The 22,618-nt window shown below is 70.2% G+C and carries 20 protein-coding genes; all 20 read right to left on the bottom strand.

Annotation, left to right across the window (positions count from 1 at the left end):
• Window positions 1–61: 61 nt before the first annotated feature.
• Window positions 62–877, bottom strand: coding sequence for a F0F1 ATP synthase subunit delta (locus tag ACIRVK_RS02165; RefSeq protein WP_404242997.1), 816 nt, complete (start codon window positions 875–877; stop codon window positions 62–64).
• The gene (locus ACIRVK_RS02160) at window positions 874–1,422 is read right to left on the bottom strand and encodes a F0F1 ATP synthase subunit B (RefSeq protein ID WP_404242995.1); all 549 of its coding nucleotides are present in this window, start codon (window positions 1,420–1,422) and stop codon (window positions 874–876) included. The genes ACIRVK_RS02165 and ACIRVK_RS02160 overlap by 4 nt, the downstream gene beginning before the upstream one ends.
• Before the next feature lie 34 nt (window positions 1,423–1,456).
• Window positions 1,457–1,702 (bottom strand): ATP synthase F0 subunit C, encoded by a 246-nt coding sequence (gene atpE / locus ACIRVK_RS02155; RefSeq protein ID WP_016438241.1) that lies wholly within the window; start codon window positions 1,700–1,702, stop codon window positions 1,457–1,459.
• Between the two features lie 86 nt (window positions 1,703–1,788).
• Window positions 1,789–2,595 carry a F0F1 ATP synthase subunit A gene (gene atpB / locus ACIRVK_RS02150; protein ID WP_404243150.1) on the bottom strand — a complete coding sequence of 269 codons (807 nt, stop codon included), beginning with the start codon at window positions 2,593–2,595 and terminating at the stop codon, window positions 1,789–1,791.
• A 294-nt stretch (window positions 2,596–2,889) separates the two neighbouring features.
• Window positions 2,890–3,342: a hypothetical protein gene (locus tag ACIRVK_RS02145; RefSeq protein WP_404242993.1), complete on the bottom strand. Its 453-nt coding sequence runs from the start codon at window positions 3,340–3,342 to the stop codon at window positions 2,890–2,892.
• 321 nt (window positions 3,343–3,663) lie between these two features.
• Window positions 3,664–4,989 carry an MraY family glycosyltransferase gene (locus tag ACIRVK_RS02140; RefSeq protein WP_404242991.1) on the bottom strand — a complete coding sequence of 442 codons (1,326 nt, stop codon included), beginning with the start codon at window positions 4,987–4,989 and terminating at the stop codon, window positions 3,664–3,666.
• Window positions 4,990–5,140: 151 nt separating this feature from the next.
• Window positions 5,141–6,382 (bottom strand): serine hydroxymethyltransferase, encoded by a 1,242-nt coding sequence (gene glyA / locus ACIRVK_RS02135; RefSeq protein ID WP_404242989.1) that lies wholly within the window; start codon window positions 6,380–6,382, stop codon window positions 5,141–5,143.
• Window positions 6,383–6,490: 108 nt separating this feature from the next.
• Window positions 6,491–7,174: a protein-tyrosine-phosphatase gene (locus ACIRVK_RS02130; protein ID WP_404242987.1), complete on the bottom strand. Its 684-nt coding sequence runs from the start codon at window positions 7,172–7,174 to the stop codon at window positions 6,491–6,493.
• 158 nt (window positions 7,175–7,332) lie between these two features.
• Window positions 7,333–7,980 (bottom strand): L-threonylcarbamoyladenylate synthase, encoded by a 648-nt coding sequence (locus ACIRVK_RS02125; RefSeq protein WP_404242985.1) that lies wholly within the window; start codon window positions 7,978–7,980, stop codon window positions 7,333–7,335.
• A gap of 52 nt (window positions 7,981–8,032) precedes the next feature.
• Entirely contained in the window at window positions 8,033–8,878 is an 846-nt protein-coding gene (gene prmC / locus ACIRVK_RS02120) for a peptide chain release factor N(5)-glutamine methyltransferase (RefSeq protein ID WP_404242983.1), read from the bottom strand.
• Between the two features lie 40 nt (window positions 8,879–8,918).
• Entirely contained in the window at window positions 8,919–9,995 is a 1,077-nt protein-coding gene (gene prfA, locus ACIRVK_RS02115) for a peptide chain release factor 1 (protein ID WP_404242981.1), read from the bottom strand.
• Window positions 9,996–10,101: 106 nt separating this feature from the next.
• Complete coding sequence (rpmE, locus tag ACIRVK_RS02110) at window positions 10,102–10,326, bottom strand: 50S ribosomal protein L31 (protein ID WP_019753312.1); 225 nt, start codon at window positions 10,324–10,326, stop codon at window positions 10,102–10,104.
• Window positions 10,327–10,484: 158 nt separating this feature from the next.
• On the bottom strand, window positions 10,485–11,624 hold the full coding sequence (locus tag ACIRVK_RS02105) for an LCP family protein (RefSeq protein WP_404242979.1): 1,140 nt from the start codon (window positions 11,622–11,624) through the stop codon (window positions 10,485–10,487).
• Window positions 11,625–11,830: 206 nt separating this feature from the next.
• The gene (locus ACIRVK_RS02100) at window positions 11,831–13,672 is read right to left on the bottom strand and encodes a trypsin-like serine protease (RefSeq protein WP_404242977.1); all 1,842 of its coding nucleotides are present in this window, start codon (window positions 13,670–13,672) and stop codon (window positions 11,831–11,833) included.
• Window positions 13,673–13,967: 295 nt separating this feature from the next.
• The gene (gene rho / locus ACIRVK_RS02095) at window positions 13,968–16,016 is read right to left on the bottom strand and encodes a transcription termination factor Rho (RefSeq protein WP_404242975.1); all 2,049 of its coding nucleotides are present in this window, start codon (window positions 16,014–16,016) and stop codon (window positions 13,968–13,970) included.
• 415 nt (window positions 16,017–16,431) lie between these two features.
• Window positions 16,432–17,361 (bottom strand): homoserine kinase, encoded by a 930-nt coding sequence (thrB, locus tag ACIRVK_RS02090; RefSeq protein ID WP_404242973.1) that lies wholly within the window; start codon window positions 17,359–17,361, stop codon window positions 16,432–16,434.
• A gap of 306 nt (window positions 17,362–17,667) precedes the next feature.
• The gene (gene thrC / locus ACIRVK_RS02085) at window positions 17,668–18,726 is read right to left on the bottom strand and encodes a threonine synthase (RefSeq protein WP_404242971.1); all 1,059 of its coding nucleotides are present in this window, start codon (window positions 18,724–18,726) and stop codon (window positions 17,668–17,670) included.
• Window positions 18,727–18,732: 6 nt separating this feature from the next.
• The gene (locus ACIRVK_RS02080; protein WP_404242969.1) at window positions 18,733–20,034 is read right to left on the bottom strand and encodes a homoserine dehydrogenase; all 1,302 of its coding nucleotides are present in this window, start codon (window positions 20,032–20,034) and stop codon (window positions 18,733–18,735) included.
• 182 nt (window positions 20,035–20,216) lie between these two features.
• On the bottom strand, window positions 20,217–21,608 hold the full coding sequence (gene lysA, locus ACIRVK_RS02075; protein ID WP_404242967.1) for a diaminopimelate decarboxylase: 1,392 nt from the start codon (window positions 21,606–21,608) through the stop codon (window positions 20,217–20,219).
• A 13-nt stretch (window positions 21,609–21,621) separates the two neighbouring features.
• Window positions 21,622–22,605, bottom strand: coding sequence for an ArgS-related anticodon-binding protein NrtL (nrtL, locus tag ACIRVK_RS02070; protein WP_404242965.1), 984 nt, complete (start codon window positions 22,603–22,605; stop codon window positions 21,622–21,624).
• Window positions 22,606–22,618: the final 13 nt, after the last annotated feature.

Raw genomic sequence — 22,618 nt, 5'->3', positions numbered from 1 at the left:
TCTTCTGCAGTTTCTGCACGACCCAACCGGGCCGCTGTTCTTCTTGGTGGCCGACCGGCCGTCAGCCGGCCAACCGCCGCGACGCCTCTGCGAGGCGCTCCGCGATCGTGCCGTCGATGACCTCTTCGCCGACCCGTACGGAGATCCCGCCGAGGACCGAGGGGTCCACGTCGAGGTTCAGATGCATCTGGCGTCCGTACAGCTTCGCCAGCGCAGCGCCGAGGCGCTGCTTCTGCCCGTCCGTGAGCGGTACCGCCGAGGTGACGACGGCGACCGCCCTGCCCCGGCGAGCCGCGGCGAGCCGGGACATGGCCTCGAGGCCTGCCTCCAGGCTACGTCCCCGCGGCCGCGTCACAAGGCGCACGACCAGCCGCTCCGTGACCGGGTTGGCCCGGCCGCCGAGCAGGCTGTGCAGCAACTCGGTCTTGGCCTCGACGGACGCCGCCCGGTCGGTCAGCGCGGCGCGCAGCGCGGCGTTGGACTGGACGATCCGGCCGAACCGGAACAACTCGTCCTCGACGTCGTCGAGCACGTTCGCCTGCTGAGCCGCCGTCAGGTCGGCGGTGGCCGCAAGCTCCTCCACCGAGTCGACGAGGTCACGCGAACGCGACCAGCGCGCCCGGACCATGCCCGTGACCAGGTCGAGGGCCGGACCGTCGAGGTGTCCGCCCAGCAGCCGGCCCGCGAGCTCGGCCCTGGCCTCACCGGACTGGACCGGGTCGGTCAGGACCCGACGCAGCGCCACCTCACGGTCGAGGAACTCGGTGACGGCGGCCAGCTGCTCGGCGAGCTGCTTGGCGTCGACCGCCGACGAGTCGGTCAGGGCCTCGAGACGGTCTCGCGCGGCGGCGAGCGCTTCGCGGCTCGCTCCGTTCATGGCCGGGCCTCGGCCTTCGCCGCGCTCTCCTCGAGCCCGTCGAGGAAGCGGTCGATGGTACGGCTCTGCCGGGCGTGGTCCTCGAGGGACTCACCGACCAGCTTGCCGGCCAGGTCGGTGGCGAGCGTGCCCACGTCCTGACGCAGGGCGGCGACCACGGCCTTGCGGTCGGCCTCGATCTGCGCGTGACCGGCGGCGATGATCTCCTCGCGCTGCCGCTGGCCTTCCGCCCTCATCTCCTGGATGATCACGGCGCCCTGCTCGGTCGCCTCCTGGCGCAGGCGTGCGGCCTCGTGCCTGGCCTCGGCGAGCTGAGCCCGGTACTGCTCAAGAATCTGCTGCGCCTCGGCCTGCGCGGTGGCCGCACGCTCCAGGCCGCCCTCGATCGCGTCGTGCCGTTCCTCCAGGGTCTTCTGGATGTTGGGCAGGAGCTTCTTGCCGAGGACGCCGAAGACGATGAAGAAGCAGATCAGGCCGACGATCAATTCCGGGGTGGCGGGAATGAGCGGATTCTCCGCTCCTCCCTCAGCCAGGAAGGCCATCATGTCTGAACCTTTCGTCGAGAGTGGCTACTGGTCGTCAGCTGCTGAAGACGAAGGGGACGACCAGACCGAGCAGAGCCAGCACCTCACAGAGCGCGAAGCCCAGGAACATGTTGGTGCGGATGATCGGCATGGCCTCGGGCTGACGGGCCATGGCCTCGATGGAGTGACCGAAGACCAGACCGATGCCGACACCGGGGCCGATGGCGGCCAGACCGTAGGCGATCGCGCCCATACGACCCGCGACGGAAGCGGCAGCAAGGTTAACGAGCTCGGCAGACATTTCCCTGTCTTCCTTTTGTGATGTGTGCGATGCGGTCCGCCAGGAGGGCTTCCCGACGGCGGTGGAGCGGGAGGGGTGCAGCAGGGTCAGTGACCCTCTTCGAGCGCTCCCTGGATGTAGATCGAGGCGAGGAGCGTGAAGATGTACGCCTGAAGGAACTGGATCAGAACCTCCAGGGTGGTCATGGCGAGCGCCAGCAGGAACGAGCCACCGGCGACGGCCGACATGATCGACGGCGTGAGCAGGTACCAGGTCGCCACGCTGAACATCACGATCAGCATGTGACCGGCGAACATGTTGGCCCACAGTCGCACCGCGAGGGTGAACGGGCGCAGGATCACGTTCGAGAAGAACTCGAGCAGGACGATCAGCGGAACGAGGGGCTTCGGCAGACCGTCGAGCCAGACCAGGTTCTTGACGCCGCCCTTGAACCCGTGCGTCTTGAACGTGAGGAACATGTACGTGACGTACACGAGCGCGGCGAGCACCACCGGGTACGCGAAACGCGAGGTCGCCGGGAACTGTGCCAGCGGGATGATGGACATCACGTTCATGATCCACACGAAGAAGAAGATCGACGTGAGGAAGGGGACGTACTTGCTGCCCTTCTTGCCGATCACTTCGAGGGCGATGCTGCGCGCGACGAAGTTGTAACCGATCTCGCCGACGAGCTGCAGCTTCCCGGGCACCAGCTTCGGCTTGCGGAAGGCGGCGAAGAAGAAGCCGATCACGGCGAGCATGCAGATGATCGTCAGGAGCATCGGCTTCGTGAAGTCGAAGCCGCCGACGCTGAAGATCGGCTGGAAGTTGAACGAGTGAAGGCCCGGCGCGGGAAAGGCACAGTCAGCATTGATGTGGCAGCCGCTTTCAGCGAGCAGCATGTGGGCACTCACCCGTGACTCCTTCGTCGTGACGCATAAGTAACGGCAACCTTGTGTGTCAGCGCGGCTGGTGAGGCCGCTGATCGGCACTGGGGACGTGGTGGTGTGACGGTGCCGCCGCAGTCCGTGGGGCGCATCCGCCGAGGGCCCGGCCGCTCGGATTGCGTGCTGTGATCACAGCTGTCGGTCCGAGTCCGCCGTCGACCGTGGAGGCGATGTCCTGCCCCGCCCGAGAAGCGGAAGCAACCCCCACCGGAAGCGCTTTGGGACGATAGCAGATCGGGATGTACCGCCTTTACGTGCCCCCTACGCCGCATCACGGGACTCCGCCTTGGCCGGGTCCGCCCCCTTGGCAGGCACGGAGGGCACGGGATCCACGTAGAGCATGCGGCTGGTGAGGCTCTGCTTGACCTGGCCACCGACCCAGGCCAGGGCCGTGACCAGCAGGCTGAGAGCGAAGGCGCGGCCGTTGAACAGAGTGGTCTTGCCGAAGGCGATGACGAAGACGCCGATGAGCAGCATCTGCACGGCGTAGACGAGCAGTCCGGCCGTCATGGCCACCTGCGGCTTGTCCTGGGTGAGGCGCATCAGAGCGGCGGAACCGCCACCGAAGAAGCCGGCCACGACCGCGAGGGCCACCAGCGCGCCGACCAGACCCTTCTCGCCGGCGACGATCGCACTGACCACGGTGGCGACGACTCCCACGGGGGCGGCGACGAGCGCTGCGCCCCGGAGGATCCGGACATCGTTTGGCTGCATGCGGACGGCTCCAACGGAAGTGGGGGTCGTATGTAGACGTGTGACCGGGGGTCACCGATCGGTGCTCCGGTGCAGTGCAGAGGTTAACGCGAGGAGGTGCGGGCGCTTCGGGCCAGAGGGCCGTTCCGCCAAGGCCTTTCGGCGCTTCACTCAACTGGTAGTGAACGCTATCACAAACTATTTGATGTGGTCTTTACCTAGAAGGTGTGCTCGCTGTCACACATGAGAGTGACAGTGCCCGTCTGTGCAAAAATCCGGGTACTTTGTCTGGTATTGGGGGACTTTACTCCCCCACGACTTGGCAATGCTCTCGTCAGATTCTTACCTTGTCGGCTGCCGGGTGCCGAGGGCGGTCGCTCCGTTGACTCCTGCCACACCGGCAACGACCGGAGCGCACGGCTCCGCGTCCGCGGCGGACGCGCCCGCCGCCTCAACTCCCGTGGCCTGCACGGAGGCTGACGCGGCGCGGGCCAGGGCCCGGCGGCGCCGGTAGCGGGGCGGCAGGAAGGCCTCGGCCCAGCGCGGGGCACGCGGGGTGAAGCGCGGCAGCAGGAGCAGGACGAGGCCGATCGCGCTGAGGAACACGATGCCGAGCACGATCCACATTGACGCGGAGTTGACCGAGTAGGCGAGCGCGCCGAAGGCGATCAGCGCCGACCAGAAGTACATGATCAGCACGGCCCGGCTGTGCGAGTGGCCGATCTCCAGCAGCCGGTGGTGCAGGTGCCCGCGGTCGGCGGCGAACGGCGACTGGCCCCGCCAGGTGCGGCGGACGATCGCCAGCACCAGGTCGGCGGTCGGCACCGCGATGATCGTCAGCGGCAGCAGCAGCGGAATGTAGACCGGCACCGTCTGGTGCACGGCCGCCTTCTCGGAGTGCACGTACAGCTGCAGCGCGTCCGGGTCGACCTGTCCCGTGATGGAGATCGCACCCGCGGCCAGCACCAGGCCGATGAGCATCGAGCCGGAGTCCCCCATGAAGATCCGCGCCGGATGCAGGTTGTGCGGCAGGAAGCCGATGCACATGCCCATGAGGATCGCCGAGAACAGCGTGGCCGGGGAGGCGGCCTCGATGCCGTACGAGTACCAGATGCGGTAGGCGTAAAGGAAGAACGCGGCGGCCGCGATGCAGACCATGCCGGAGGCGAGGCCGTCGAGGCCGTCGACGAAGTTCACCGCGTTGATGGTGATGACGACCAGCGCGACCGTCAGCAGGGTGCCCTGCCACTGGGTCAGCGCGACGTTGCCGACGCTCGGGATCGGCAGCCACAGGATCGTCAGGCCCTGCATGACCATCACGCCGGCGGCGATCATCTGGCCGCCCAGCTTGATCAGGGCGTCGATCTCGAACTTGTCGTCCAGGACGCCGATGAGCCAGATGAGCGCCGCGCCCGACAGCAGCGCCCGCGGCTCGTTGGACTTCTCGAAGACCTGGCTGAGGTTGGTCAGGTGGTCGGCGACCAGCAGACCGGCGCACAGCCCGAAGAACATCGCGATACCGCCGAGCCGCGGAGTGGGTTCCCGGTGCACGTCACGGGCCCTGATCTCCGGCATCGCTCCGGCCACGATCGCGAACTTCCGTACCGGCCCTGTCAGCAGATACGTCACCGCGGCCGTGATGCAGAGCGTCAGCAGGTATTCACGCACAGGCTTCCCCACAGGTCTCGCTGGCCATCTCAGCCCCACACCCTAGCGAGGGACGCATACGTGTGGGGACTTCCGGGTAGCGACGATGGTTGCACGCCTGCCTGTGTCCGCAGGCATCCCACACGTTTTACGCAGGTGCGCCTACCCCCGCTCAGCCGGGATACGGCTGAAATCTACCGGCCAGCTCGCGTACCTGATCACGCGCCTTCTGGCTCTCCGTCTCGCCGCGCAGCACGGCGGCGAACAGGGTGGCGATGTACGCCATCTCCTCCGCGCCCATGCCCTGCGTGGTGACGGCCGCCGTGCCGAGCCTGAGCCCGCGGGCGTCGCCGTGCGGGAGCGCGCAGCAGTCCAGCACCATCCCGGCCGCCGCGAGCCGTCCGCGGGCGGTGCGGCCGTCGACGCCCAGGGGCGCCGGATCGGCCGTGATCAGGTGCGTGTCCGTGCCGCCCGTCGTCACGACCAGCCCCTCCGCCGCCAGCCCGGCCGCCAGCACCCTCGCGTTGGCGACCACCTGATGGGCGTACGCCGTGAAAGCCGGCGTCGCCGCCTCGCCGAACGCGACGGCCTTCGCGGCGATCGTGTGCATCTGGGCGCCGCCCTGGGTGAAGGGGAACACGGCCCGGTCGACGCGCTCGGCGAGTTCGGCGCCGCACAGGATCATCCCGCCGCGCGGCCCGCGCAGCACCTTGTGCGTGGTGGCGCAGACGATGTCGGCGTACGGCACCGGGCTGGGCGCCGCTCCCCCGGCGACGAGCCCGATGGGATGGGCGGCGTCGGCGATGAGGTACGCGCCCACCTCGTCGGCGACCTCGCGGAAGAGGGCGTAGTCGAAGTGGCGGGGGTAGGCGATGGAGCCGCACACGATCGCCTTGGGGCGGTGGTTGCGGGCCAGGGTGCGGACCTGGTCGTAGTCGACGAGGCCGGTCTCCGCGTCCACGCCGTAGCCGACGAAGTCGAACCAGCGGCCGGAGAAGTTCGCGGGCGAGCCGTGGGTGAGGTGGCCGCCGTGGGGCAGCCCGAGAGCGAGGACGGTGTCACCGGGCCGCAGGAGGGCGGCGTAGGCGGCCAGCACGGCGCTGGAGCCGGAGTGGGACTGGACGTTGGCGTGTTCGGCGCCGAACAGGGCCTTGGCCCGCTCGATGGCGAGCCGCTCGGCGACGTCCACGATCTCGCAGCCGCCGTGGTACCGGGCGCCGGGGTACCCCTCGGCGTACTTGTTGGCCAGCGGCGACCCGAGGGCCGCGAGCACGGCCGGCGAGCAGAAGTTCTCGGCGGCGACGAGCTGCAGGGTCGTCGACTGCCGGTCGAGTTCCCCGAGCAGGATCTCGGCCAGCTCGGGGTCCTGCCGCCGCAGGAGGTCGGCGGCATCGAGGGTGTGCATGACCGGCATGGTGGGCTCCGGGGGGCGTCGGCGATGACGTACGACCAATGTAGGCCCGCGCCCGGTGGGGTGCGCGGTACTTGCCTCCCCACGGGGACACCGGTGGGGGTCGTGGCGTCAGGCGCGCGCCGGAACCCCCGTCAGAGCCGTCACGACCGGGTCCAGTGCCTGGTGTATCTCGTCGCCGATGGAGCGGAAGAAGGGCAGGGGGGCGCCGTAGGGGTCGTACACCTCGTCCGCCTCCGCCGTGGGCGCCAGGAGCCACCCGCGTAGAGCGGCCGCCGCGCGGACCAGGGCCCGCGCGCGGACGACCACGCCGTCCTCCAGCGGGGGCAGCGTGGCCGGGTCTATGGCGCGGACCAGACGGGTGAACTCCTTCAGCGTGAAGGTGCGCAGGCCCGCCGAGTGGCCCATAGAGATGACCTGCGCGCGGTGGTCCCGGGTCGCGGTCAGCACCAGGTCGGCCATGATCACGTGCTCGTCCAGCAGTTCGCGGCCGACGAACCCGGAGGCGTCCGCGCCGAAGTCGGCCAGCACGGTCTCCGCGTTGGCCTCCATCGGCGCGCCCTCGTGGCCCCAGGTGCCCGCACTCTCCACGATCAGCCCGCCACCCAGGATGCCGAGCCGCTGTTTCACGTAATGCCGGGTCAGCCGCTCGGTGATGGGCGAGCGGCAGACGTTGCCGGTGCTGACGTGGAGGATGCGAAAGCAGTCACGTGGCAGCCCCACGAACGTCGTGGTGATCTCCGCCGCGCTTGGAGCCGGCGTCACATTCCCGGCCGGATCAGCGCGCGGGGTCATGGGGGTGCCCCCGTGCGAGTCTGTTCGAGCATGGGGGAGGAGCCACGTGGGCGGTTCGGCAACGCGGCGAGCCGGCGTGCCAGGCGTCGCGCGCCCGGCCGGGGATGTGACGCCGGCTCCCGCCTTGTCGCCTATGCCACGCCCCGCGTCAGGGGCTGTCAATTCGCCACCTCGAGGTCGGGTACGACCTTCCGCAGCTCGTCCGGGGAGATCGCGCCCTCGCGTAGCAGCACCGGCACCGGGCCGGTGACGTCGACGATGGAGGACGGGACGTTGGCCGGGGTCGGGCCGCCGTCGAGATAGACGGAGACCGAGTCGCCGAGCATCTCCTGGGCGGCGTCGCAGTCCTCGGGAGCCGGGTGACCCGTGAGGTTCGCGGAGGACACGGCCATGGGGCCGACCTCGGTCAGCAGCTCGATGGCGACGGGGTGCAGCGGCATGCGGACGGCCACCGTGCCCCGGGTGTCCCCCAGGTCCCACTGCAGCGACGGCTGGTGCTTGGCGACGAGCGTGAGGGCGCCCGGCCAGAACGCGTCGACCAGTTCCCAGGCCAGCTCGGAGAAGTCCGTGACGAGGCCGTGCAGGGTGTTCGGGGAGCCGATGAGGACGGGGGTGGGCATGTTGCGGCCCCGCCCCTTGGCCTCGAGCAGGTCGGCGACGGCCTCCGAGGAGAACGCGTCCGCGCCGATGCCGTACACCGTGTCGGTCGGGAGGACCACGAGCTCGCCACGGCGGACGGCGGACGCGGCTTCGCGCAGACCGGTCGTGCGGTCGGTCGCGTCGTTGGTGTCGTATCGCCGTGCCATGTCTAGCGGGCCTCCTCGTACACGTGCTTCGGGCTGAGAGTCTTCGGGGTGCTCACGGCAGTGCCTTGCGGGCCGTGGCGAACCGGGGGCGGTTGTTGAGGTCCGGGTGGTCGGCCGCGTCGGCCCACCCCCGTTCCTCCGTGAAGATCCACGGCACCTGGCCGCCCTGGGTGTCGGCGTGTTCGACGACGACGACCCCGCCGGGGCGCAGGAGCCGGTGTGCGGTCCGTTCCAGACCGCGGATGAGGTCGAGGCCGTCCTCGCCGGAGAACAGGGCGAGTTCGGGATCGTAGTCCCGCGCCTCGGGAGCGACGTACTCCCATTCGGTGAGCGGGATGTAGGGCGGGTTGGAGATGACCAGGTCGACGTGCCCGTCGAGGTCGGGGAAGGCGTCCAGGGCGTTGCCCTGCCGCAGGTCGACCCGCGAGCCCTCGACGTTCTTGCGGGTCCACGCGAGGGCGTCCTCGGACAGCTCCACGGCGTGCACCTTGGAGCGCGGGACCTCCTGGGCGAGGGCGAGCGCGATCGCGCCGGAGCCGGTGCACAGGTCGACGATGGTCGGCTCGACGACGTCCATCGCGCGGACGGCGTCTATGGCCCAGCCGACCACGGACTCGGTCTCCGGGCGGGGCACGAACACGCCCGGACCCACCTGGAGTTCGAGGTACCGGAAGTAGGCCCGCCCGGTGATGTGCTGCAACGGCTCGCGCTGCTCACGCCGGGCGATGACCTCCCAGTAGCGGGCGTCGAAGTCGGAGTCCTTCACGGAGTGCAGCGCGCCCCGCTTCACGCCGTGCACGAACGCGGCGAGTTCCTCCGCGTCGTTGCGCGGCGAGGGCACGCCGGCGTCGGCCAGCCGCTGGGTGGCCTGTGCCACCTCTGCGAGCAGCAGGTTCACGCATTCCTCCGTGTCGTACTGGGTCGTGCGCCGCTACCTCTTACGCGGCCGCCAGCTTCGCCGCCGAGTCCGCGTCGACGCAGGCCTGGATCACCGCGTCGAGGTCGCCGTCCAGGACCTGGTCCAGGTTGTACGCCTTGAAGCCGACGCGGTGGTCCGAGATGCGGTTCTCCGGGAAGTTGTAGGTACGGATCTTCTCGGAGCGGTCGACGGTGCGGACCTGGCTGCGGCGGGCGTCCGCGGCCTCCTTCTCCGCCTCCTCCTGCGCCGCAGCGAGCAGCCTGGAGCGCAGGATACGCATCGCCTGCTCCTTGTTCTGCAGCTGGCTCTTCTCGTTCTGGCAGGAGGCGACGACGCCGGTGGGGAGGTGGGTGATCCGTACGGCGGAGTCGGTGGTGTTGACGGACTGTCCGCCGGGTCCGGAGGAGCGGTAGACGTCGATGCGGAGGTCGTTCGGGTTGATCTCGACGTCGACCTCCTCGGCCTCCGGGGTGACGAGCACACCGGCCGCGGAGGTGTGGATACGGCCCTGGGACTCGGTGGCCGGCACGCGCTGCACGCGGTGCACCCCGCCCTCGTACTTCAGCCGCGCCCAGACGCCCTGGCCGGGCTCGGTGGCGCCCTGGCCGCCCTTGGTCTTCACGGCGACCTGGACGTCCTTGTAGCCGCCCAGCTCGGACTCGGTGGCGTCGATGATCTCGGTCTTCCAGCCGACGCGCTCGGCGTAGCGCAGGTACATGCGCAGCAGGTCGCCGGCGAAGAGCGCCGACTCGTCGCCGCCGGCGCCGGCCTTGATCTCGAGGATGACGTCCTTGTCGTCGCTGGGGTCGCGCGGGACGAGCAGCAGCCGCAGCTTCTCCGTCAGCTCCTCGCGCGTCTTCTCCAACTCCTTGACCTCGGCCGCGAAGTCGGGATCGGCGGCGGCGAACTCCCGCGCCGTCTCGATGTCGTCGCCGGTCTGCTTCCAGGAGCGGTACGTGGCGACGATCGGGGTGAGCTCGGCGTAACGCTTGTTCAGCTTGCGCGCGTTGGCCTGGTCGGAGTGGACCGACGGGTCGGCGAGCTTCTTCTCCAGGTCGGCGTGCTCACCGACGAGTTCCTCGACGGCCTCGAACATCTGTGGGCTCCTGTACTGCGGACGGAAGGGGAAGGCGGGCGACCAAAAACGCCGGTCCAGGCGCGCCTCGGAAGGGCGCGGCCGTGGACCGGCGGTTTGGAGCTCGCTACTTCTTGGAGCCGGCCGCAGCCTTGCCGAAGCGGGCCTCGAAGCGGGCCACGCGGCCACCGGTGTCGAGGATCTTCTGCTTGCCCGTGTAGAACGGGTGGCACTCGGAGCAGACCTCGGCGCGGATGGTGCCGCTGGAGATCGTGCTGCGGGTGGTGAACGACGCGCCGCAGGTGCAGCTGACCTGGGTCTCGACGTACTCGGGGTGGATGTCGCGCTTCAAGGTGTCTCCTAGTTTCGGGAGGGCGCCGGGTCGCAGCCGCGGGATGCGGAGGCGTGAACCGGAGCCGACGTACCAGTCTGCCAGGACTGGTGCCATCCCCCCAAACCGGGGGTTCGCGTGTTCTATTCCTGAGGCCGGGGGTGGGTTCGCCCAGGGGGCTACGACGCCGTCACGACGCCCTTGGCCTCGCCTGAGGCCGTGCCCTTCGTGGCGTTCGGTGGGATCGGGAGGTCCTTCCTCAGGGCGTCCCAGACCTGCTGGGCCTTGGCCTTGTCGATGATCACGCGGTTGGGGTCGGCCGGGTCGTACTGGACCGGCATGGTGACCATGTGCATCCGCGAGGAGCCGATGCCCTGGAGGCCGCCCGCGAACGACATCAGGGAGTCGACCGAGCCGAGGTCGGAGTCGGTGGTCACGGCCCTGGTGGCGGTGTCGGCGAGGTCGTACAGCTTCTTCGGGCTGGTGAAGATGCCGACCTGCTTGACCTGGGTGACCAGGGCCTTGATGAACGCCTGCTGGAGCTGGATGCGGCCGAGGTCTGAGCCGTCGCCGACGCCGTGCCGGGTGCGGACCAGGCCGAGCGCCTGCCGGCCGTTGAGCGTGTGGGTACCGGCCTTGAGGGTGAGGTGGCTCTGCTTGTCGTCGATGTCCTTGGTCGTGGTGACCGGGACACCGCCGAGCTCGTCGATCAGCTTCTGGAAGCCACTGAAGTCGACCTCGAGGTAGTGGTCCATGCGCAGTCCGGTGACCGACTCCACGGTCTTCACCGCGCAGGCCGCCCCGCCCGTCGAGTACGCGGAGTTGAACATCACGGCGGTCGCCGCGTCGTGCGTGCCGCCCTTGGCGTCGGTGCACTGCGGACGGTCGACGAGGGTGTCCCGCGGGATGGAGACCACGCTGGCGCTCTTGTGACCCTTGTAGACGTGCACGATCATCGCGGTGTCCGAGCGGGCGCTGCCGTCGTCGGCGCCGCCGCCGAGTTTCCTGTTGCTGCCCGACCGTGAGTCCGAGCCGAGGACCAGGATGTTCTCGGAGCCGTTGTCCACCTTCGTCGGTCGGTCGCTGCCGAGGGCCTGGTTGATGTCGACGCTCTTGATGTTGCCGTTGAGCTTGAAGTACAGGTAGCCGACACCGGTGCCGCCCAGCACGAGAATGCCCGCGGCGGTCCAGGCCATCAGGATCAGGGCCTTGCGGTGCTCGCTGCGTGGCTTGCGACGCCGGCCCTTGGCGCGGTCGCGCGGGCCGTTCGTGCCGGAGTCGCCCGGTATGCCGGGTTCCGGCGTGCTCTCGGCGGACATGTGCTCCTCGAATCTCGTCCGGTCGGTTACCCCCTGCTGTCAGGAACAGGCCCGGTTCGGCGCGATTGACACCGCTCCATCGTCACTCCGTTCGGTCAGACGGGGAAACTCGGGAAAGGGTTGCACAACGCACTGTGCCCAACCCGTGGGAGGTTGGGCACAGAGAGTGACGATTGCTTACGGGCCCGCCCCGCTCACCTGCGGCTTCAGCCGAGCAGGTCGTACTGCTGGAAACCGGTACCAACCGAGACCCTTGTGGCAAAGATCTCGCTCGACGCCTTTCCGGTCCCCGGGTACAGGTACAGCGTGCCGCCGGGCGTACGGGCCAGGAGGTCGGCCCTGCCGTCACCGTTGACGTCACCCACGGTGTCCAGGGTGTTGTACGTGCTGGTGGGCCAGGTGCGGACCTGGATCCGGCCGGCGAACGCGCCCGAACCGGCCTTGCCGGTGCCGCGATACAGGTACACGTAGCCGGTGCTCTTCTGACGGGCGATCAGGTCGGTCTTGCCGTCGCCGTCGAAGTCGCCGTGCCCGAGCAGGGCGTTGTACTGGTTCCAGCCGGTGGAGACCTTCGCCGCGGTGCCGAAGGTGCCGTCGCCCTTGCCCGGGTAGATCCACAGCGTGCCGCCGGAGTCGACGGAGAGCAGGTCGGGCAGGTAGTCGCCGGTGACGTCGCCCGGGGCGACGATACGGGTGCGGCTCCCCCAGTTGCTGAAGATCTGCGTCCGGGACCACGACTTGGTCGAGGGCACGAAGTGGTCCCAGTAGACCGCGCCGGTGGAGCTGCTGCGCAGGACGAGGTCCTGGTAGCCGTCCCGGTTCAGGTCGGTCTGCAGGATGACGTTGTAGCCGCTGAAGGAGCCCCAGGAGGTCCGCGCGGCGAGCGTGGTGCCCTTGGAGTCCAGCTCGTACGCCGTCTTGGTGGAGGAGTTGCGCAGGAACAGGTCGGCCCGGGCGTCACCGCTCAGGTTGGTGTCGTCGACGCGCGCATAGGCGGCGCCGACGTAGGCGCTGACCTTGGTGAAGACGCTGTAGCCACCCTTGGCGACACAGTTGTCCACCCCCCAGGAGACGATCCCGACGACCCGGTCGCCCACGATCAGCGGCCCGCCGGAGTCGCCGTTGCAGGACGCCTTGGTGCCGGCGTCGGCGCCGCTCTGGGTGCCCGCGCACACCATGTGGCCCGCGATGTAGTCGGAGCCGGTGGACGTGGCGTAGGCGTTGGCGCAGGTGCTGTCGGCGTGGAGAGTCAGCTGCGCGGTCTGCAGCGTCGGCGAGATGTCGCTGCTGGAGGAGCTGGTACGGCCCCAGCCGTAGAGCGTGCCGACGGTGCCGGCGGCGTACGAACCGGTGTCCGTGTTCGTCGTCATGCGGATCGGCGTCGCCTTGACGGGCGCGGGCAGGGTGAGCACGGCGATGTCGTTGTCGGGGACGTGGTCGCTGGACACGCTGTACGACGGGTGGTTCCACTGCCGCCACACGCCGATGTCCGTGCCGCCGTGCAGGTCGGTGGTCGTGGTGCCGGAGGCGTCCGTGGAGGTGGTCGGCAGCTGGTTCGTGCCGGTGACGACGGCGCCGTGCGCGTGCCAGTCGTAGCCCTTGACGCAGTGCGCGGCGGTGAGGATCTTCGTCGGCGCGACCACGATGCCGCCGCAGAAGAAGCTGACGTCGTCGCTGGTGTCGGTGGTGCCCTTGTCGTCGAAGTACCACAGCTGCGCCATGAAAGGCGCCGTCGCGATGGTGGTGTCGGTGCCGCCGATGACGTTCGGGTGGACCGAGGAACCGCTCGTCCTCGTCGACGAGCTCGCGGTGGGCTGGGCGGCGACGGCGCCCGCGATGCGCTGCGCCAGCTCACCGGCCGACGCGGAGGTCCTGGTGGGCCGCGTGCTCGGCACCGAGGTGGCCGCGCCGGCGGAGGAGGCCAGCAGCGCGGTGGCGACGGCCACGACGAGGCCGGTCGCGCCGACCGGCAGGGCCAGGCGTATCCGGCGTCTGTGACGGCCGCTGCCGGACAGGGATGTGGACAAAGAAGTCCCCCAGTGAGACATGTGGTGGGTGGGGGGGGGGGTTGACCCCCACCACCACCCCCGCAAAATGCCGCGCCCCCCCCCCGGGGGTGGGGGGGGGGGGGCGGTGCGGGGGGGGGCGCCGCGGGGGGGGGGCGGGGGTCGGGGGCTTGGGGCCCGGCCGGTGGTGCTCTGTTTGGTAAAAAAACCTCCCCCCTCCGCCCGGGGGGGGGGGGGGGGGCCCCCCCCCCCCCCCCCCCACCACAGCGTCAAAAGGCCGCGCACCGTCACGGTTGTGACGGTGCGCGGCCTTTGTGCGCTGCCGGAAGGCGGTGCCTCAGTCTCCGTTGCCCGGAGTGGGGGTCGTCTTCTGGATCTGCATCAGGAACTCGGCGTTCGACTTCGTCTGCTTCATCTTGTCGAGGAGCAGTTCGACCGCCTGCTGCTGGTCGAGGGCGTGCAGCACCCGGCGCAGCTTCCAGACGATGGCGAGCTCGTCGCTGGCCAGCAGGATCTCTTCCTTACGGGTACCGGACGCGTCGACGTCCACCGCGGGGAAGATGCGCTTGTCGGCGAGCTTGCGGTCGAGCTTGAGCTCGGCGTTGCCGGTGCCCTTGAACTCCTCGAAGATCACCTCGTCCATGCGGGACCCGGTGTCCACCAGCGCGGTGGCGAGGATGGTCAGCGAGCCGCCGTCCTCGATGTTGCGGGCCGCACCGAAGAAGCGCTTCGGCGGGTACAGCGCGGTCGAGTCGACACCACCGGACAGGATGCGGCCGGAGGCGGGCGCCGCGAGGTTGTACGCGCGGCCCAGACGGGTGATGGAGTCGAGCAGCACGACCACGTCGTGGCCCAGCTCCACCAGACGCTTGGCGCGCTCGATGGCCAGCTCCGCGACCGTGGTGTGGTCCTCGGCCGGACGGTCGAAGGTCGAGGAGATGACCTCGCCCTTGACCGAGCGCTGCATGTCGGTGACCTCTTCCGGACGCTCGTCGACCAGGACGACCATCAGGTGGCACTCGGGGTTGTTGTGCGTGATCGCGTTGGCGATCGCCTGCATGATCATGGTCTTGCCGGTCTTCGGCGGGGCCACGATCAGGCCGCGCTGGCCCTTGCCGATGGGCGCGACGAGGTCGATGATGCGGGTGGTCAGCACGCCCGGGTCGGTCTCGAGGCGCAGCCGGTCCTGCGGGTACAGCGGGGTCAGCTTGTTGAACTCCGGGCGGCCACGGCCGTGTTCGGGGGCCATGCCGTTGACGGAGTCCAGACGCACCAGCGCGTTGAACTTCTCGCGCCGCTCGCCTTCCTTGGGCTGACGGACCGCGCCGGTGACGTGGTCGCCCTTGCGCAGGCCGTTCTTGCGGACCTGGGCGAGGGAGACGTACACGTCGTTCGGACCCGGCAGGTAGCCCGAGGTGCGGATGAAGGCGTAGTTGTCGAGGATGTCCAGGATGCCCGCGACGGGGATCAGGACGTCGTCCTCGGCGAGCTGCGGCTCGGGGGCGCCCATCTCGTCACGGCCACGGCGCCCACGGCGGTCCCGGTAGCGCCCGCGACGGCCGCGACGGCCGCCGTCGAAGTCGTCGTCGTCCTGCGGGCCGGCGTTGCGGTCCTGACGGCCGCCGCCCTGCTGCTGGTTCTGCTGCTGGCGCTGGCCGCCCTGGCCCTGCTGGTCGTCGCCCTTGCGGCGCTCACCGCGGTCCTGACGGTCCCCGCGGTCCTGACGGTCCCCGCGGTCCCGGCCGCGGTCACGGCGGTCGCGACGGCCACGACCGTCGCCGCCGTCGGCGGCGTCGCCCTGCGGCTGGGCCTGGGCCGGGGTCTCGGCCTTCGGCTCGCTCTTGGCCTCGGCGGCGATGGTCTCCGCACCGGAGGCGACGGGGGCGCCGGCCTCGGCGGTGGCACGCCGGCGGCGGCGCTCGGCGGGGGCGTCGTCCGCGCCACGCTCGGCCGCGCTCGCGCGGGAGGGGCCGCCGGCGGGCTGGCCGGGGATCTCGATCTGCTGCTGGGCCACGGCCTTCTCGGCGGGGGCCTCGGCCGACTTGGCGTCGGCGGCGGGAGCGGCGGCGTCCTCGCTGGTGCGGGCCTTGGAGGTGGTCCGGCGCTTCGGCTTGGTCTCGGCGGCCGTCTCGGCCTTCGCGGCCGGAGCACCGCCGGCCTGCGCTTCCTTGATGACGTCGATCAGCTGGCTCTTGCGCATCCGCGCGGTGCCCCTGATGCCGAGGCCCGAGGCGACCTGCTGCAGCTCGGCCAGCACCATGCCCTCGAGGCCGGTACCGCGGCGCCGCCGGGAGCCGGCACCGGTGGCAGGCGCGGAGGCGTCCGTGGCGGGCGCGGCAGCGGTCTCCTCGACACGTGCGCCCATCAGATCGGTGGTGTCGCTCACGAAGGGTCCTTCCCTGGAGCGGACGTCGGCCTTCTGGCTCGGCGACCGGTTGTGCTGTCCGGCAGTGGTCCTTGCTGTGTGGACCGTGCCGGGGCGGTGGTCCGCCCATGCAGGCGGAGGGAATTTCTGGGATGGCGCTGACCAAGACCTGGGCCGTGGCACCGGGTGTCAGTGTCACGTGGCTCGGTAGCACCGATTCCGGAGCGTGCCCGGCAAGTCGCTCAGTGCTCGCGTACGAGGTACTGCCCGCGTACGTCGTACGGAACACAGTGCGGCTTGGGAGGCTCCCGGAAGAATGTCTGTCCCGGACGGGGACACGAAGCACCTCGCCATGGTGGGGTCGGGTGCAGACTTGAGATTAACACTACCGGATCCAACAAACATTCCCCCTCTCGAAATCCGGCTGGGGCCGGTTTCACATATCTGTTGCCGCCGACAGGGGCAGCACGACCGCGCCCTGGGCGTCGAGGTCGAGCCGGTTCGCGGCCCAGCCCTCGCCCGCCAGGTGGGACACCTTGTCGGCGCTGTCGGTGTCGACCAGCGCGAGCACGGTGGGCCCCGCGCCGGAGATGACTGCCGGGACCCCGTCGGCCCGCAGCCGCTCCACCAGGGCGGCGCTCTCCGGCATGGCGGGGGCGCGGTACTCCTGGTGGAGACGATCCTCGGTGGCCGGCAGCAGCAGCTCGGGGCGCCTGGTGAGGGCCTCGACGAGCAGCGCGGCACGGCCCGCGTTGGCGGCGGCGTCGACGTGCGGCACGGTGCGCGGGAGCAGGCCGCGCGCGGTCTCGGTCAGGACCGGCTTTCCGGGCACGAAAACCACCGGAACGATGGAATCGGCGGGCTCCAGCCTGATCGCCCGCGCGGCTCCGGCCTCCATCCAGGCGATGGTGAAACCGCCGAGCAGACACGGGGCCACGTTGTCGGGGTGGCCCTCGATCTCGGTCGCCAGCTCCAGCAGGGCCGTGTCGTCGAGCCGGGCCTCGCCGCCTATGGTCACGGCGCGCGCGGCGACGATGCCGGCGCAGATGGCGGCGGAGGAGGAGCCCAGGCCACGGCCGTGCGGGATGCGGTTGGCGCACACGATCTCCAGGCCCCGCGGCTGTCCGCCGAGCAGGTCGAAGGCGGTGCGCAGGGACCGTACGAGAAGGTGGCGTTCGTCACGCGGCAGCGTCTCGCTGCCCTCGCCCGCGATGTCGATGTGCAGCCCGGAGTCGGCGACCCGGACGACGACGTCGTCGTAGAGCCCCAGCGACAGGCCGAGGGCGTCGAAGCCCGGGCCGAGGTTGGCGCTGGTGGCGGGGACGCGCACCCGCACGGCGGCGGCGCGGAACGCTGGACCGGCCATCGCTCGATGACTCTCCTTGAGCTGCGTGGTTGTCGAATGACATTCGATGGACATTCGATGACGTACGAAGACCCCTCTGGCCGCGGAGACAGCGCGGCACCGCGCCATATGCGAGGGCATATGCAGCGGGCGGGTTCGGTACAGCCTATCGAAGGAAGGTTCTGTGGCGACATAGGGCGCACAGGAGGCGCACGATGCGTGTCGTAAGCCCCCTGTGCACCCCCGTAAGGGTGAACCCCTCGAACCGCCCGAAGGTTCCCGTCGGTTCCTGGCCCGGTGCCCGGTCAGGAACCTGGCCGGGTCCTGTCAGGCGAGGCCGAGGCGCTCCGCCGCGGTGACCGCGTCGACGGGAACGGTGACCGGCTGCGGGGCGCCGGCGACGGCCCAGTCGGGGTCCTTGAGGCCGTTGCCGGTGACGGTGCACACGATGGTCTGGCCCGGGTCCACCTTGCCCTGCTCGGCGGCCTTCAGCAGACCGGCCACGGAGGCGGCGGAGGCGGGCTCCACGAAGACGCCCTCCTGGGCGGCCAACAGCCGGTAGGCGCGCAGGATCTCACGGTCCGTCACCTCGTCGATGACACCGCCGGACTCGTCCCGCGCGGCGAGCGCGTACTGCCAGGAGGCCGGGTTGCCGATCCGGATGGCGGTGGCGATGGTCGAGGGGTCCTTGACGACCTCGCCGCGCACGATGGGCGCGGAGCCGGAGGCCTGGAAGCCCCACATCCGGGGCGTGCGCTTGGCGACACCGTCGGCGGCGTACTCCGTGTAGCCCTTCCAGTAGGCCGTGATGTTGCCCGCGTTGCCGACCGGCAGGACGTGGATGTCGGGCGCGTCGCCGAGCATGTCGACGATCTCGAAGGCGGCCGTCTTCTGCCCCTCGATACGCACCGGGTTGACCGAATTGACGAGCGCGACCGGGTAGTTGTCGCTCAGCGAGCGGGCCAGGGTCAGGCAGTCGTCGAAGTTGCCGTCGACCTGGAGGATCTTGGCGCCGTGCACCAGCGCCTGCCCCATCTTGCCGAGGGCGATCTTGCCCCGCGGCACGAGAACGGCCGAAACCATGCCCGCGCGCACGGCGTAGGCGGCCGCGGAGGCGGACGTGTTGCCCGTGGAGGCACAGATGACTGCCTGCGCGCCCTCCTCCTTGGCCCGCGTGATGGCCATGGTCATGCCGCGGTCCTTGAAGGACCCGGTGGGGTTCGCGCCCTCCACCTTCAGGTGGACCTCGCAGCCCGTGCGCTCGGAGAGCACCTGCGCGGGCACGAGGGGCGTGCCGCCCTCACGGAGCGTCACGACCGGCGTGGTGGCGGAGACGGGCAGCCGGTCCCGGTACTCCTCGATGATTCCGCGCCATTGGTGGGTCATTGCTGGTTACTCTCCTTCAACCCGCATGATGCTGGCGACACCCCGCACGGTGTCGAGCTTGCGCAGCGCCTCGACGGTCCCGGACAGGGAGGCGTCGGACGCGCGGTGGGTGACGACGACGAGCGAGGCGTCGCCGTCCCCGTCCTGCCGTCCTTGCTGCCGCACGGTATCGATCGAAACGCCGTGTTCGGCGAACACGGTGGCGACCTGGGCGAGAACACCCGGTTTGTCCGCGACGTCGAGGCTGATGTGGTAGCGAGTGACGACCTCGCCCATCCCCGACACCGGCAGTGCGGCGTACGACGACTCGCCGGGCCCCGTCGCCCCGCTGAGCCGGTTGCGGCACACGGCGACGAGGTCGCCGAGCACGGCGGACGCGGTGGGAGCACCGCCCGCGCCGGGGCCGTAGAACATGAGCTGACCGCTGGCGTCCGACTCCACGAAGACCGCGTTGTACGCGCCGCGCACGGAGGCGAGCGGATGGGTCAGCGGAATCATGGCGGGGTGCACACGCGCGGTGACCGACCGGCCGTCCTCGGCCCGCTCACAGATGGCGAGCAGCTTGATGGTGCAGCCCATCTCCTTCGCCGAGCGGAAGTCGGCGGAGGTGACCTCGGTCATGCCCTCGCGGTAGACGTCGTCGAGCCGTACGCGCGAGTGGAAGGCGATCCCGGCGAGGATGGCGGCCTTGGCGGCGGCGTCGAAGCCCTCGACGTCGGCGGTGGGGTCGGCCTCCGCGTACCCCAGGGCGGTGGCCTCGTCGAGGGCCTCCTGGTAGCCGGCGCCCGTCGAGTCCATCTTGTCGAGGATGAAGTTGGTGGTGCCGTTGACGATCCCGAGCACCCGGTTGACCTTGTCCCCGGCGAGCGACTCGCGCAGCGGACGGATCAACGGGATCGCGCCGGCGACGGCGGCCTCGTAGTACAGATCCCGGCCGTGCTCCTCGGCGGCGGCGTGCAGGGCGGCCCCGTCCTGGGCGAGCAGCGCCTTGTTGGCGGAGACGACCGAGGCCCCGTGCTCGAAGGCGGTGGTGATCAGCGACCGAGCGGGCTCGATCCCCCCGATCACCTCGACGACGACATCAATGTCGCCGCGTTTGACGAGGGCGGTGGCATCCGTGGTGACGAGTTTCGGGTCGACGCCGTCGCGCACCTTGCCCGGCCGCCGTACCGCGACCCCGGAGAGCTCCACCGGAGCCCCGATGCGGGCGGCGAGGTCGGCCGCGTGCGTCGTCATGATGCGCGCCACCTCTGAGCCGACGACCCCACAGCCCAGCAGCGCCACCTTCAGCGGACGCGTACGCATCATCCGACCTCGTTTCCTCATACCGTCTACGGTTGGACCAGTCTCACTCACCGGACCGGACTTTCTATCCCCGGTCCGGATCGTGAGACATTGTTTTCATTTGTACGGGGCCGCGGGACCGCAGATCTTTCGCCCCGGAGTCTCGAATTCCGGACTATCGGAATCCATCACTGTCAGATCCAGGACTACCCGACGTCGAGCCGCAGCAGATCCTCCTCCGTCTCCCGCCGCACGATCACCCGAACCTCGCCGTCCTTGACCGCGACGACCGGCGGCCGCGGCACATGGTTGTAGTTGCTGGCCATGGACCGGCAGTACGCCCCGGTCGCCGGTACGGCGATGAGGTCACCCGGTGCCAGGTCACCGGGCAGGAACGCGTCCTTGACCACGATGTCCCCGCTCTCGCAGTGCTTGCCGACGACCCGGGCGAGCACGGGCTCGGCGTCGGAGGCCCGGGAGACGAGAGCGACGCTGTACTCGGCGTCGTAGAGCGCGGTGCGGATGTTGTCCGACATCCCCCCGTCGACGGAGACGTACGTCCGCAGCCCGTCGAGGGGCTTGATGGTGCCGACCTCGTACAGCGTGAAGGCGGTCGGCCCGACGATGGCCCGCCCCGGCTCGACGGAGATCCGCGGTGTGCGCAGCTTCGCGGCCTCGCACTCCCGGCTGACGATCTCGGTGAGCGCCTTGGCGATCTCGTGCGGCTCACGGGGGTCGTCGTCACTCGTGTACGCGATCCCGAGCCCGCCCCCCAGGTCGATCTCGGGCAGCTCGACGCCGTGCTCGTCCCGGACGTCCCTCAGCAGCCCGACCACCCGATGGGCGGCGACCTCGAACCCGGACATGTCGAAGATCTGCGACCCGATGTGGCTGTGAATCCCGATCAGCTCGAGCCCGTCGAGCTGCAGGGCCCTCCGCACGGCTTCCGCCGCCTGCCCACCCGCAAGCGGAATCCCGAACTTCTGATCCTCGTGCGCGGTGGCGATGAACTCATGGGTGTGCGCCTCCACCCCCACCGTGATCCGGATCTGCACCCGCTGCCGCTTGCCCAGCTCCTGCGCGATGTGCGCGACCCGCACGATCTCCTGGAAGGAGTCGAGCACGATCCGTCCGACCCCGGCGGTGACGGCCCTGCGGATCTCCTCGGTCGACTTGTTGTTGCCGTGGAAGGCGATGCGGTCGGCGGGCATCCCGGCGGACAGCGCGGTGGCGAGCTCACCCCCCGAGCACACGTCCAGATTCAGCCCCTCCTCGTGCAACCACCGCACCACGGCCCGCGACAGGAACGCCTTGCCGGCGTAGAAGACGTCGGCGTCGTGCCCGAAGGCGGTGCGCCAGGCCCGCGCCCGGGCCCGGAAGTCGGCCTCGTCGAGGACGTAGGCGGGAGTCCCGAACTCCTCGGCGATCTGCTTGACGTCGATCCCGCCGACGGTGACGACCCCGTCGGCGTCCCGGCGAACGGTCTGCGCCCACACCTTGGAGTCGAGGCTGTTGAGGTCGGTCGGAGGGGCGGAGTAGTGCCCCTCGGGGAGCACGTCGGCGTGACGGGGCCCGGCGGGGTGTGCGGAACGGCTCATCTTCTGTCGTCTCTCAGAGGTGTTGGGGTGCGTCGATGCCGAGCAGGGACAGGCCACCGGCCAGCACCGCCCCGGCGGCTTCGGCGAGCGCGAGCCGGGCACGGTGGGCGGCCGAGGGTTTCTCCTCCCCGAGCGGCAGCACGCTCGGAAGCAGCGGAAGCACGGCGTCGGCGACGATGACGAGATGCCGGGCAAGCCGATCGGGCGCACGATGCGCGGCCGCGGCGGCGAGGACGCGGGGGTGATCGGCGAGGGCGGTGAGGAGGGGGGTGGGGCCAGGGGTGGAGGCCTGGCGTACGTCCCCGGGCTCGGCGGTGAAGCCGAGGGCGGCGGCGTTACGCGTCAGGGCCCGGGTGCGGGCGTGGGCGTAACGGACCCGGAAGAGAGGGTTGCTCTCGCGCTGGACCAGGTGATCGGCGGGGATGCGGGGCCGGTCGTGCGGGGCGGGATGGAGCAGGGCCCAGCGCGCGGCGTCGGGACCGAGCGGGGCAGGGTCCTCGGGCGCCGGTACGGGCCGGAGGTTGACGGTTCCCCCGTGTGCGACCTCGGCGCGTCCGCCCTGCGAGGCGATGATGCGGGCGAGCGCGTCGGCGACGACCTCGGCGCGGACCTCGTACGGGATACGCAACTCCACGATCTGACCGGCTAGGGCGTCACTGTGCCCGTAAGCCGACCCCTCACGCAGAATCCCGCGCACGAGCCCGACGGTGACGGCGTCTCCGAGACTGATGTTGATAAACCCGGGCCCCGTCACGGTGACGTCGGCGACTCCGACGGTGCCGGCCAGATGCTGCCGGAGGATCTCGGCGACACGGAGGGGCGGCTGCCCGGCCGGCCGGGCGAGCTGCAACGCGATGTTGGTCGCGTAATCCCCACAGCCACCGGGCCCCGGCGGCCCGACCACGGCCCGTGCCGGCACGGCGACCCTCAGCTCCCCCTCGTCGACAGCACGACGCACCGCGCACAGCACGGTACGTGAGAGCTCGACGGGGGTCACGGGACAAGCGTAG

It is taken from the genome of Streptomyces sp. NPDC101152 (assembly GCF_044768275.1).
Lineage (GTDB): Bacteria > Actinomycetota > Actinomycetes > Streptomycetales > Streptomycetaceae > Streptomyces.
The sequence above is the reverse complement of the archived record's forward strand: the minus strand, read 5'-3'. Positions and strand labels throughout refer to the sequence as shown.

Excerpts from the sequence above, each read along its gene's own strand:
- ACIRVK_RS02080 (WP_404242969.1), bottom strand. The coding sequence starts at position 20,034 with ATGATGCGTACGCGTCCGCTGAAGGTGGCGCTGCTGGGCTGTGGGGTC.
- ACIRVK_RS02100 (WP_404242977.1), bottom strand. The coding sequence starts at position 13,672 with ATGTCTCACTGGGGGACTTCTTTGTCCACATCCCTGTCCGGCAGCGGC.
- ACIRVK_RS02165 (WP_404242997.1), bottom strand. The coding sequence starts at position 877 with ATGAACGGAGCGAGCCGCGAAGCGCTCGCCGCCGCGCGAGACCGTCTC.
- ACIRVK_RS02160 (WP_404242995.1), bottom strand. The coding sequence starts at position 1,422 with ATGATGGCCTTCCTGGCTGAGGGAGGAGCGGAGAATCCGCTCATTCCC.
- ACIRVK_RS02145 (WP_404242993.1), bottom strand. The coding sequence starts at position 3,342 with ATGCAGCCAAACGATGTCCGGATCCTCCGGGGCGCAGCGCTCGTCGCC.
- ACIRVK_RS02125 (WP_404242985.1), bottom strand. The coding sequence starts at position 7,980 with ATGGCACGGCGATACGACACCAACGACGCGACCGACCGCACGACCGGT.
- ACIRVK_RS02130 (WP_404242987.1), bottom strand. The coding sequence starts at position 7,174 with ATGACCCCGCGCGCTGATCCGGCCGGGAATGTGACGCCGGCTCCAAGC.
- thrB (WP_404242973.1), bottom strand. The coding sequence starts at position 17,361 with ATGGCCGGTCCAGCGTTCCGCGCCGCCGCCGTGCGGGTGCGCGTCCCC.
- glyA (WP_404242989.1), bottom strand. The coding sequence starts at position 6,382 with ATGCCGGTCATGCACACCCTCGATGCCGCCGACCTCCTGCGGCGGCAG.
- atpE (WP_016438241.1), bottom strand. The coding sequence starts at position 1,702 with ATGTCTGCCGAGCTCGTTAACCTTGCTGCCGCTTCCGTCGCGGGTCGT.
- thrC (WP_404242971.1), bottom strand. The coding sequence starts at position 18,726 with ATGACCCACCAATGGCGCGGAATCATCGAGGAGTACCGGGACCGGCTG.
- lysA (WP_404242967.1), bottom strand. The coding sequence starts at position 21,608 with ATGAGCCGTTCCGCACACCCCGCCGGGCCCCGTCACGCCGACGTGCTC.
- prfA (WP_404242981.1), bottom strand. The coding sequence starts at position 9,995 with ATGTTCGAGGCCGTCGAGGAACTCGTCGGTGAGCACGCCGACCTGGAG.
- ACIRVK_RS02105 (WP_404242979.1), bottom strand. The coding sequence starts at position 11,624 with ATGTCCGCCGAGAGCACGCCGGAACCCGGCATACCGGGCGACTCCGGC.